The organism is Lacticaseibacillus jixiensis, from assembly GCF_042847315.1.
Lineage (GTDB): Bacteria > Bacillota > Bacilli > Lactobacillales > Lactobacillaceae > Lacticaseibacillus > Lacticaseibacillus jixiensis.
The window spans coordinates 1-11,455 of record NZ_BAAFPR010000014.1 but is presented as its reverse complement, the minus strand read 5'-3'; the positions used below and the strand labels follow the sequence as shown (position 1 = coordinate 11,455).

Sequence of the window (11,455 nt, the reverse complement as noted above, 5' to 3'; positions counted from 1 at the left end):
TTCCACGCCATCTGACCGGAGCACAATGCGGCCACCAGATCCCGTTTCCGGGCACCCTCGTTTTGTCAGCATTTCTCACGTCCACTTACAGCAAATTCCCCGCCACTGCCGCCACCGCACGAAAAAAATCGCAAATTGTGAAATAACATTACATTTTTGGTTGCAATATCAGCCAAAAGGAAATATGATTTCAGTGTTGGTATAGTTGATAATTATTTCGCAAAGGAGTGCGAGAACACATGGCAATATCATGGATTACTCTGCTTTTCCTGACCTTATATGTTGGTGTCGGGCAGCTGGATGCGCTGTCTGGCAAGATTGGTCTATACTCGCCAGTATTTGCCGGCACGATCACCGGCTTAGTCATGGGTGACGTGAAAACCGGCCTAACCGTCGGCGCCACCTTGCAGCTGACCACCTTGGGGGTCGCGACTTATGGCGGCGCGACGATCCCGGATTTCTTATCCGGCTCTGTGATGGGTACCGCGTTTGCCATCATGGCTAACCGCTCTGCCGCATACGGCATCGGCTTGGCCATTCCAATTGGCTTGTTGTTGACCCAAATGGATATCCTGGGCCGTTTAACCAACACCTTCTTCCAGCACCAAGCCGACAAGCACGCAGCTGCCGGCGACTACAAAGGCGTCTCGCGCGATAACCTGCTAGGGATATTGCCATGGATGCTGTCGCGGGCGATTCCAACTTTTGTCGGGTTGTACTTCGGCTCTGCCGTGGTCAAAGCGATCAACGAATGGATCCCGCAATGGCTGATGAACGGTTTGAAAACTGCCGGCGCCATCTTACCGGCGATGGGGATCGCGATCTTGCTGCGGTACTTACCAATCAAGCGCTACTTCCCATACTTCATCTTGGGCTTCGTGTTGATGGCGTATTTCGCCAAGACGTTCTCGCTGTTAGGCACCGCGTTAGTTGGTATCGCCTTGGCCGCCATTCACGTGTATGGCGTGTTGGATCGCAAAAACAGCAGTAACAACAATAATAACAACACCCCAACAGACGGTGGCAACAGTGATGACGATGAGGAGGTAGAAATCGATGACTGACTTGAAATTAAAGCATTTAACCACTAAAGATATCCGCCAAGTCTTCGTCCACACTTGGTTAGGCCTGCAATTAGGCTGGAACTACGAGAAAATGCAAGGCCTAGGCTACGCATATTCCGTCATGCCTGCGTTAAAGCGCCTGTACGGCAACGACAAAGAAAAAATGAAGAAAGCCTTGAACCTTGAAATGGGCTTCTTCAACACCACGCCGCAAATGAGTCACTTGATCATCGGCGCTGATATCGCGTTGCAAGATGAATTAGGCATGACCGACGAAAACGAAGCCGCCATTGCCGGGCTCAAAACCGGCTTAATGGGTCCTTTTGCCGGCGTCGGCGACACGGTGTTCGTGGCGATTTATAACGCGATCATTTATTCCATCACCGCTTATATGGCGTTGTCTGGGCAAGCGATCGGCTTGCTGATCCCAATCATTGGCTTCTTCTTCATTACTTGGGCACGCTGGAAGCTCTTCAATGTCGGCTTGACTCAAGGTAAGAAATTGGCCACGACGTTTGCCGATAGTATGTCGCTGTTTACTGAAGGCGCATCGATCTTAGGCTTAACTGTTGTTGGCGGCATGATTCCATCAGTTGTGGTTTACAGTGTGGCGTTGACCTATAAAGTCGGCAAAGTCACGATGTCTGTGCAAGACATGCTCGATAAGATCATGCCAGGCTTGATTCCATTGGCCATTGCGATGTTCTCTTATTGGTTGTTAGGCCGCAAGCACATGAATTCCACGCGCTTGATCTTCGTCTTGATCGCCATTGGCATGGTACTGGGCAACTTACAAGGCATCGCCGGCTGGATCGGCGGACTGTTCGGCTAACGGCCGGACTGGCTCCGCTACGCACCGTTGGGCCGGCAAGTCGGCGCAGGCTGTGCGGCCGGCTGCAACCGCGCAAAATACGCGCGTTTTACGCCTAAGTTTAGAGCCCCGCATCGCTTTGCTCAACGCGGGTCTCTAAACTTGCCGCGTGTGGTGTCGGGTAAGCCTCGCAAAGTACGCGAGTCTCACCTGACACCACACGTTTCACGGCCTGACCGACTTGCTGGCCCAACGGTGCTTCGCTACACCAGTCCTACTCTTTCAGTATCAGCAGCTTAGTTCTCAGATCAGCGTCTAATTAACATCATCGCAACCAGACACATCCTTCAATCGAGCATCACAGCAATAGCTCAGACTATTCCAGCTCAATGTTCGATCGGTGACACAGTACGCTGAAGCGCCATTCGGAGGAAACGGTGACCGCGGGCGGCTGGGGCGGAGGCCAAATGGCGTCAGTGGTGTCGTTGTTCTTGGCAACGCAGCGCGCAGCGCGAAGGCGCCTAGAACAAGGCGCGCGGGCGAGATCCACTCGACAGGCGCAGCGCAGCGGAGTTGTCGAGTTAGCTCGCCCGCCGCCCACCACGTTCCACGCCATTTGGCCGGAGTCCCAGCCGCCTGCGGTCACCGTTTCCGGCACTTTAAGAACATCAGTAATATCAATCTAAGCAGAAATCAATCACGCAATTAGGGGGAACCATCATGACAATCGTAGCAGCAAGAGTTGATGAACGCATGATCCACGGGCAAGTCGCCTTTGTTTGGACCAACACCGTGGGCGCCAACCGCATCATGGTCGTCAACGACGCGGTCGTTCACGACCAAATGCAAATCGACGGCCTAAAGATCGCCCGCCCTGCTGGCAAGAAGCTGGCGATTTCAAGCGTCGCCAAAGCCATCACCAACTTGCAAAATGACAAATACGCCGCAGACAACGTTTTTGTCATCACCAGAAACATTCCTGACATGGCCGCATTGATCGACGGCGGCGTGCCGATCAGCACCTTCAACGTCGGCAACATCTCTGCCAAGCCTGGTTCTAAGCGCATCAAACAATCTGTCGCCTTGACTGATGACGACATCGCCGTCATCCACCGCTTGATCAAACAAGGCATCAAGATCACCGCGCAAATGGTGCCTAACGAATCCAACGCGTCTATCGAGACATTCATCAAGGATTAGCCCATGGGACTAATCGAAGAAATCAACGCTGAGTTCAATCACTTGACCCCAGCCAACAAAGCACTCGCGCGTTACGTCTTGACGCATCCCGAGCGCTTTTTGGCGCAGACGGCTTCCCAAATCGCCCAAGCCGCCGGAGTCTCTGCCGCATCAACCGTCCGTTTCGTCAAGACGCTTAATTACCCGGGCCTGCAAGCTTTCAAGGTTGCTTTAGCCCGCAGCCAGCCGCAAGCGCCTAGTGCCAAACCGCAGCTCAACACGCTGGTGCAGCCGGATGACGCGCTGGCGACGATCATGTCCAAGCTGACCCAAACTTATCACAACACGACTGAAGCGTTGACCACGCAACTGGACGCCAACGCCATCACAGACAGCATCGCCGCTTTGCGCCATGCGCGGCGGGTGTTTGTCTTAGGCGTAGGCGCTTCGGCATTGGCGGCCCAAGACTTATACCTCAAGCTGCTGCGCGCCGGGCGCTCAGTGGTTTACGATGAAGATCCGCATGCGGCCATTGAGCATGTGTATTTTGCCAATCGCGTCAGTGACTTGGTGATCGTCTACTCTTATAGCGGCATGACGGCTGAACCATTGATCGCCGCGCGCCAAGCCAAGGCCAATGGCACCACGCTGATCGCCGTGACGCGCAACTTGTCCAGTCCCTTGGCCAAGCTGGCCGATCATACCTTAGGCTTGCCCACCACCGAAGAGCTGGTGCGTATCGGCGCGATTTCGTCGCTGTATGCCCAGCTGTACGTCGGCAACCTCCTTTTCTTAGGGGCATTCAAGGCCCAGATCCCGCATATGGAGCAGAATTATCGCGAAACCAGTGCTTTGCTTGGGCAATTGAAGAACACGGAGGACAATGACCATGATTAAAGATCTACCTACAGAACAACGCAATCCCAACAGCATGCGCATCGATTCGGTGCCGACTGAAGAGCTTGTGAACATTTTCAACGCTGCCGACCACCGCGTCGCCGATGCCGTCGCCACGCAGAAAACCGCCATCGCTCGCGCCATTGACGAAGCCTCTGCCCGCTATAATCAAGGCGGGCGCTTGATTTATTGCGGCGCCGGCACTTCCGGGCGCTTAGGGGTGCTGGACGCGGTGGAATTGGTGCCGACTTACGGCATTTCCCAAGATCGCGCCATCGGCTTGATCGCCGGCGGCCAATCGGCGATGTATGCCGCTGTTGAAGGGGCCGAAGACGACCCAAGCCTGGCGCAGCAAGACTTGACCAAGCTCAACTTGAATCAAAATGACATCGTGATCGGCATCGCCGCTTCCGGCCGCACGCCTTATGTCATCGGTGCTTTGCAAACGGCGCATCAAGTTGGTGCGTTAAGCATCGCCGTGTCTTGCGTCTCCAGCAGTGCCATTTCAGCATATGCTGACATCCCCATTGAAGCGGTGGTCGGCCCAGAAGTCGTCACCGGCTCCACGCGCATGGGCGCCGGCTCCGCGCAGAAAATGATCCTCAACACCATTTCCAGCGGCGTGATGATCAAAGCTGGCAAAGTCTACCAGAACTTGATGGTCGACGTCTTGCCGACCAACCAGAAACTCGTTGATCGCGCCATTCGCATCATCGCCGCCACCACCGGCGTCGACGAAAATGTCGCCCAAGCCGCCTTGGCCCATGCCCACAACGTGGTCCCAACCGCCATCGTGATGGCGCAAACCGGCTTAGATGAAGCCAAGGCCAAAGCCTTGCTGGCCCAGCACCATGGTGTCATCAGCCAAGTCTTAAGCGACTGGCAGGCGCAATTATGAACACGCAAGCCATGGCGCAAACCGCCCGCCTTGCGGTCAGCGACGGCAAAGTGTACGGCTTATCTTATAGTGTGATCAGCCCCACGCACAATGAACAAACGATTTTAGGCTTTCAAGGCGCTGGCGCCGATCACTTGCCGCTGGATGCCCATGCCCATTATGATCTGGCCTCGCTGACCAAAGTTGTCGCCACCACCACGCGCTTGTTGCAGCTGTTAGTCGCCGGCAAACTCGACCTTAACCAGCCAGTGGGCCAATATGTGGCAGGACTGGCAACGCCTGAATTGACCATTGGCCAATTGCTGCTGCACCGCAGCGGCTTGCCGGCAGACTTGCCGAATGTGCACCAGCTTTCGGCGCAACAACTGAAAGCTGCCGTTAAAGCCGCCCAGCCGCACTTTGCCCCAGGCAGTCAAATGGAATATTCTGACTTGAACTTCATCTTGTTAGGCTGGGTGATTCAAGCCATTGACGGCGCGCTTGCCACCAGCATCAAAGACCATGTGCTGGCGCCGTTGGGGATGGCTGACAGCGGATATGCACCGCAAGGCATTGATCTTTGTCAATTTGTGCCGACTGAATCAGTGCCGGATCGCGGCGGCATCGTGCGCGGCGCGGTACATGACCACAAAGCCTATTTGCTCAATGGTGTCAGCGGCCACGCCGGGTTATTCAGCACCTTAGGCGACTTGACGCATTTTGCCGCGGCGGCTTGTGCCTTGACGCAAAACCCCGCCTATTCAGATGAAATGCGCGACTTATTGGCGCAATATAACGTTGACGGGCGGACCTTGGGTTGGCGGCGCTGGCGCAGTGAAGGTGCGCAATATTGGCACACCGGCTTCACCGGCACGTCGATCGCCTTTGACGCTGAGCAGCACCGCGGCTTTGTGTGCTTGACCAACCGCATCTACCCCACCCGCCAAAAGCGCGAGTTCTTGGCGGTGCGCAAGCAGTTGTTAACAGAATTCTTTGATTGTGAAAGCGAATGGACAGTATGACAGTAATCACCAGTATCACCACTTCAACAGTTGCCTTGCCGCTAAGGGTCCCTTTTACCACGGCGCGGCATACCGTCACAGCAGCGCGCAGTGTGCAGGTGCAGATCCACACGCAAAATGGCCACGTCGGCATCGGTGCCGGCACGCCTAATGAAGTCGTCACCGGCGACACCATCGCCAGCATGCAAGCCGTATTACAAGACGTCTTGATCCCGGCTTTGATCGGTTGTGACTTACGAGATTGGCAAGCGACCTTAACGCGCTTGCACAACGCCGTGCATGGCAATCAGACGGCCAAAGCCGCCTTGGAGTTCGCCTTGTATGAGCTGCGCGCGCAACAATTCGGCGTGAGTCTGCCGACATTGCTTGGCACCAGTGCGCCCACAGTCACCACAGATCTCACCATCAGCATCAAGCCGCCAGCGCAAATGCTTCAAGAAGCGCGCGCTTATGTTGCGCAAGGCTTCACGGCGTTAAAGATCAAAGTCGGCGGCAACAAACTCGCCGACGACTTGGCATTAGTCAAACAAATCGCCGCAGTCTTGCCTGCTAATGGTTCGCTGCGCTTAGATGCCAATCAAGGCTGGACAGTTGCCGAAGCGGCCAGCGCCTTGCGGGAATTGGCCGCGCTGCATTTGCCCATCGAATTTGTTGAACAACCTGTCGCCGCAGCCAACGTCGCTGGCTTGCAGGAATTAACGGCGCTGCATTTGCTGCCGATCATGGCTGATGAAAGTGTCTATTCTGATCAAGACGCGCTGCGCATACTGGCGCTGCACGCCGCTGATTACGTCAACATCAAGTTGATGAAAACCGGCGGCATCAGCGTGGCCGAGAAAATTAACGCCGCATGTGCGGCTTATGGCGTGCCATGCATGGTGGGCAGCATGATCGAACCAGCACAAAGCCTAGCACCTGCCGTGGCTTTTGCCGCAGCCCATGACAATGTGCGCTTCACCGACTTGGATGCGGTATACATGGTGGCCGATCAGCAACCAGCCCTATCGATCGATGGCCCAAAGTTGACGGTGAACGCCCATGAATGACGCGTTAAACCGCACCCTCGCCACCTTACCCGCCTCAGTTGAAGTTTGCTTATTCGTGAGCGACGCACATGGGGTCATTTATCAGCACAACGCCACCACCGCTTGGCCTGCTGCCAGCTTGATCAAGTTAGGCATCGCCGCATATGGCCACGCCTGCTGGCTGAAAGACTCGGCCTTACTCAATCAGCAGCTGACCCTCACTGATGAAGAACGCGTCGGGGGTGCGGGGGTGCTGCGCTTTATGGCGACCAACACTTACACCATCGGCGACTTGTTGCAGCTGATGTTGATGCAATCAGACAACACCGCCACTAACGCTTTGATCGATTGTTTCGGTTTGGCAAATATCAACACTTGGCTGCAAAGCCACTACCCAGGCGCAGTGCTAGGCCGGCGCTTGATGCAAGCCGGGGCGCAGAATACCTTGACGGCACAAGCGGGTGCGCAATTGTTGGCAGCGTGCTTCAAACCGGATGACTATTGGGCAGTGGTGCAATCAGCATTGCGGCATCAAGTTGTGCAGCACAAGTTATGTTTAGCCACAGCCTGCGGTGAGTTCCCAGTGCTGACCACTTATAACAAAACCGGCGAGTTGGCCCATTATGAACACGACGCGGCACGCTTTAGCAATGGGGAACACTGGATCGATTGCGTAGTGTTGACGCATTATGAGACTGACCGCGCGGCGGCGATTCGGTATTTGCAAGCGGTTGGGCGCCTGGTGGCCACGAGTCTTTGTTGATGAACGACGTTATCGCTATACACAAAATGCTCACCTGACACATCAATTACCTGTGTCAGGTGAGCATTTTGCGATTAGCTGCAATTGAAAAGCCCCGTCAATTCTTCTGGATCACTACCGCGTTGCCATTGGCGGTCACGCCAAACACATAAGGCATATACACAGTCGCACCTTGTGTGCTAACCGTTTCCGGATCCAGCGTCAAATAATCAAAATCCACCCCGATGATCGCATTGCACCCTAGCGCATAGGCCTGCTCTTTGAGCTCCGCCAAGGCATTTCTGCGGATCACGGTGAGATTAGCCATCAGCGCATCCCCCACATGCGTCGCTCTGGCGAAAATGCCTTCGCGACCGCGGGCGACTTCAATGGCGTCATCACCGGAAATATACCCCGAGTACTTCACCACGGTATAGCCGTCAAAGTTAAACCCTGACGTGATCAGCATTTCCGCCAAGGCCCGCTTCTTGCGCGCGGCGGCGTCAACCAGCTCCATTTGGCGCTGGGCTTCAGCTTCGCGGGCCAGGCGCTGCTGTTGGACTTCAGCGTCGCGCTTGGCTTGATCTGCCGCAAGTTTCGCCTCTCGGTAAGCCGTGAATGCCGCGACAATGGCGTCGACATCGCCGTCTTGGACTTGCAGCCCGCCTAAGGCCGTGGACGTCTTGGCAAAATTATCGTTGTTGCGCAAATAGTCGTTGAGCATGCTGGGTTCAAAGTCGTGGGCTCTGGCAAGATCTTTGGTTTTCATGATTTCACCTCATCGCAAATACTTGAGAATCTCGGTATTCGTCGGGTCAAGATCCAACACCAAATTCGCATAACGCCGCGCATTGGCAGGATCTTCGCGCATTTTCTGCAGCAAGGCTTGCACATCGTCGGCTAACGCAATGGTCGTGGGCGCCTGGATTGGTGTGTCTGGTTGATAAACCGCGCCGCAATAGCTGCAAATCAGCTTGCCATCAACTTGGATAAAGTCGCTGGCCCCGCAATTCTGGCACTTATAATCTTTCATCTTCACAACCCCATGATCTCGCGCTTCTTGGCTTCAAATTCTGCTGCTGTCAGAATGCCTGCATCCAGCAGCGACTTAAGCTTGGTGACCAAGGCGATTTGTTCGCTGATGTCCGCTTGCTGATGTCCGGTGATTTGCGACGCCACATTCAGCCCTACCAAGAGCCCGGCGCCATCGCCTAAGCCCTTGTGCTGAATGCCTGCTGCGATTTTCTGTTGGGCTGCAATATCTGCTGCGTGTTTGGACACCCCTTCATAAGACGTCACATCAAGCCGCTTGGCCGAGTATTGCCGCACCAATTCCCGCGACGCTTCAGAAAACTGAATGCTTTCGATTCCAACTGACTCCACCACCATGCCGAAGCGCTGCGACCAGCTGCCGGCTTGGGCTTGTTGCTGCTTCAAGACACTGGCCAGCGCTGCGCCTTGGGCCGGCAGCTGCGAAATACGAAACTGCTCGGACAACGCATTCAATGCGACGTTGAAATCCTGCAAGAACTCCGCCACCACCTGCTCGCGCGTCGCCAAATCTGCGAAGCTGTAGCTGATCACGTTAGGCGGCAAGAAGTTGCGCACGAACTTCGCTGGATCATCGATGCGCAGCGAGAACTTGCCATACGCCATCACCTCCAGATCCACATCATAGAACTTGTCATGATAAGGCATCGGCCCACGGGTGCCGAACTTGATGCCGCGCAGCTCGCGCAAGTTCACAAACGCCACATGCTTAAGCTCACTAGGCTGGCCGCCGAATTCGAAGCGATCAGCCACCGAATCCAGCAGCGTATCGACGCCGCCGTCATCAAACACTGTCGCCTCGCCGTTGTCATACACATAACCGCCAGGCGCAACCACGACTTCTTCAATACCGCCTTGATCAAAAATAACCATCGCCGTGTGCTCTGGCACAAAGATCTTCGACCCGGCACTGATCACCCCCACCGACCCGCGCCGATTCACGCCGCGGCCATTGTTGGCCAAGATCATCACGCCAGGCGCTACAGCAGTTAGTTCATCAAACGGGCCTGCAGTGATCACTTCTTTCCACTGATCAGCGAAAGTGCCTTTCACCGCACCAGCGAATGCTTTGAAAAGTCCCAATTCGATCACCTCAATTAAATTGTGTGCAAGCTTATTGCCAGATTATAGCATGTGAAATTCGCGGTGAATAGTCCTTAATGGCAAAAAATTAGTCAATCGGTACCGTGTCATGATAGCACGGCGAAATCAATAATTATGGCGCAAATTTTATCATCGACATAAATTGGCCAACACTAAGTTCTCGGTAAGGCCACAGCAAGCGTTCAGCGCGTGCCACTTCTCAAACACACAAAAAAACGCGACTCAGCAATCATTTGCTGAGCCGCGGCTAAGTGGAACTTCTAGACACAACGAATACACGATTAGGCCTTCACCCATCGTGGATTTTCGTTGCAGCAGGCGATTTATTTCTGATCTTGTTGCCTGCCAATTGATATTTAATTAAGTACCCAGCCTTCGTAAGCCTACTCCAGCTGAGGTGGTCGTGGAACGATCCCGTGGTACTCCCTGGCATTGCCCGTGGACTAGGTGACCGGGCTTCATAGCGCGCGCTCTGGGGGAACAGGCCACACTCCTGAGCAGAACTCATTCGTGCCAGATCGGCCTGTTGGGGGGTTCGGGGTACAGACAAGCTTGGCCTTCGTTCGTCTCCTCTCCCCTATGCGGTTGAGCAAGTATAAGATAACACCATCTCGAAACTAATGCAAGCGCTTTTCTAACTTTTTACAATATTTACAAAGGCAAAAGTTCGCAGGATTTCACGACGCCTCGTATACTTAAGACAAAACCAGAAAGGAGGCCACTGATATGCCTAATCTACTTTACAGTGCCATCATTGACCGGCCCAAGTCATTATTGATCGTGTCAGAATCCGGCCATGTCCAACCACTGGAAGTATTGTTCGTCCGCGTGTTTGCCGTCGCTTACAAGCGCCGGCGGCTGGATGACCAGGCTACTAAAACCTTGGCGCTGGCGATGACGCCGCAGATGGTGGACACCAATCAACCGATCCGCTACGGCGCCGATATTCTTGTGCGCGGCAATACTGAAACCGTGCACGTCTTGACCCATCCCCAAAACCGGCGCCAAATCACGTCGTTGTTGCGCACCAATCGCGACAAGATCTTGCAGTTGCAAGCGCAATGGTTCAAACGCTATATCGGCGATCCTAAAGTCGTCACCAAATGGACTGAACACTTCGCCGACGCGACCAAAACCTGGCCGCTGGGGCTTGAATTGGCAGCGTATCAACAACGCATCCACAAGCTTGCCTGGCAACATCGCGGCGCACCAAAGCGCAATCTCTCTCTGTTGCAACAACGGCAACGGCTCATGAATGAGCAGACCCGCGACGCGATCATGGCTTTGACCACCCCGCTGACCTTGTTGCGCCAACCAACCAAGCCAGTCGTCGTCAACTCGATTTTCGGCCGGCCCCAACGCCCACGGGAGCCCTCACAAGCCGATGATGCACAAGCCTATGTGCAAGAACAAGTGGAAGGAATCATGCAGGATTATTTGTATGATCAAGCCCATAACTTGCCGCTGTCAGGCAAAGGCACGCCGCTGGATGATGCGGAGTTGGCGCGGTGGCAGCAGTGGGTGGATGAGACTTATTTGTTGGGTGGAGAGTGAAAGGTAAGCACCTAATAACAGACCGCCTATCCCTCTCAATTGCCAAGCGGTATCATGACCTCATCATAAGAATGGTGAGGTATTTATATGGACGAAGATCAACCCGAGATTGTTCGTATCAAGTTGGACG

General features: G+C 54.5%; 12 protein-coding genes. 9 read left to right on the top strand and 3 right to left on the bottom strand.

The features are described from left to right. Positions 1–239 precede the first annotated feature (239 nt). The 8 genes from ACGG90_RS09710 (at position 240) to ACGG90_RS09675 (ending at position 7,638) form a co-directional block, all read left to right on the top strand. Entirely contained in the window at positions 240–1,064 is an 825-nt protein-coding gene (locus ACGG90_RS09710) for a PTS mannose/fructose/sorbose/N-acetylgalactosamine transporter subunit IIC (protein WP_390408917.1), read from the top strand. Beyond that, entirely contained in the window at positions 1,057–1,896 is an 840-nt protein-coding gene (locus tag ACGG90_RS09705; protein ID WP_390408914.1) for a PTS system mannose/fructose/sorbose family transporter subunit IID, read from the top strand. Before ACGG90_RS09710 ends, ACGG90_RS09705 begins: the two co-directional genes overlap by 8 nt. Before the next feature lie 699 nt (positions 1,897–2,595). Continuing rightward, positions 2,596–3,075 carry a PTS system mannose/fructose/N-acetylgalactosamine-transporter subunit IIB gene (locus ACGG90_RS09700; protein ID WP_390408912.1) on the top strand — a complete coding sequence of 160 codons (480 nt, stop codon included), beginning with the start codon at positions 2,596–2,598 and terminating at the stop codon, positions 3,073–3,075. Positions 3,076–3,078: 3 nt separating this feature from the next. Continuing rightward, on the top strand, positions 3,079–3,951 hold the full coding sequence (locus ACGG90_RS09695; RefSeq protein ID WP_390408910.1) for a MurR/RpiR family transcriptional regulator: 873 nt from the start codon (positions 3,079–3,081) through the stop codon (positions 3,949–3,951). Beyond that, a complete protein-coding gene (gene murQ, locus ACGG90_RS09690; protein WP_390408908.1) occupies positions 3,944–4,849 on the top strand; it encodes an N-acetylmuramic acid 6-phosphate etherase in 906 nt (301 codons plus the stop codon). The genes ACGG90_RS09695 and murQ overlap by 8 nt, the downstream gene beginning before the upstream one ends. Then, a complete protein-coding gene (locus ACGG90_RS09685) occupies positions 4,846–5,850 on the top strand; it encodes a serine hydrolase domain-containing protein (protein WP_390408905.1) in 1,005 nt (334 codons plus the stop codon). Before murQ ends, ACGG90_RS09685 begins: the two co-directional genes overlap by 4 nt. After that, a complete protein-coding gene (locus tag ACGG90_RS09680; RefSeq protein WP_390408902.1) occupies positions 5,847–6,896 on the top strand; it encodes a dipeptide epimerase in 1,050 nt (349 codons plus the stop codon). Before ACGG90_RS09685 ends, ACGG90_RS09680 begins: the two co-directional genes overlap by 4 nt. After that, positions 6,889–7,638 carry a serine hydrolase gene (locus ACGG90_RS09675; RefSeq protein ID WP_390408899.1) on the top strand — a complete coding sequence of 250 codons (750 nt, stop codon included), beginning with the start codon at positions 6,889–6,891 and terminating at the stop codon, positions 7,636–7,638. The genes ACGG90_RS09680 and ACGG90_RS09675 overlap by 8 nt, the downstream gene beginning before the upstream one ends. Positions 7,639–7,735: 97 nt before the next feature. On the opposite strand, the gene ACGG90_RS09670 is transcribed toward ACGG90_RS09675, so the two are convergent. From ACGG90_RS09670 to ACGG90_RS09660, 3 genes are read right to left on the bottom strand one after another with little or no spacing between them, the layout of a single operon-like run. Continuing rightward, positions 7,736–8,386, bottom strand: a complete 651-nt coding sequence (locus ACGG90_RS09670) for a heavy metal-binding domain-containing protein (protein ID WP_390408896.1) — start codon at positions 8,384–8,386, stop codon at positions 7,736–7,738. A 9-nt stretch (positions 8,387–8,395) separates the two neighbouring features. Next, positions 8,396–8,650 carry a TFIIB-type zinc finger domain-containing protein gene (locus tag ACGG90_RS09665; RefSeq protein WP_390408893.1) on the bottom strand — a complete coding sequence of 85 codons (255 nt, stop codon included), beginning with the start codon at positions 8,648–8,650 and terminating at the stop codon, positions 8,396–8,398. Positions 8,651–8,652: 2 nt separating this feature from the next. Beyond that, complete coding sequence (locus tag ACGG90_RS09660; RefSeq protein ID WP_390408890.1) at positions 8,653–9,759, bottom strand: SPFH domain-containing protein; 1,107 nt, start codon at positions 9,757–9,759, stop codon at positions 8,653–8,655. A gap of 738 nt (positions 9,760–10,497) precedes the next feature. Here ACGG90_RS09660 and ACGG90_RS09655 point away from each other — a divergent pair. Next, on the top strand, positions 10,498–11,325 hold the full coding sequence (locus ACGG90_RS09655; RefSeq protein WP_390408887.1) for a hypothetical protein: 828 nt from the start codon (positions 10,498–10,500) through the stop codon (positions 11,323–11,325). Positions 11,326–11,455 lie beyond the last annotated feature (130 nt).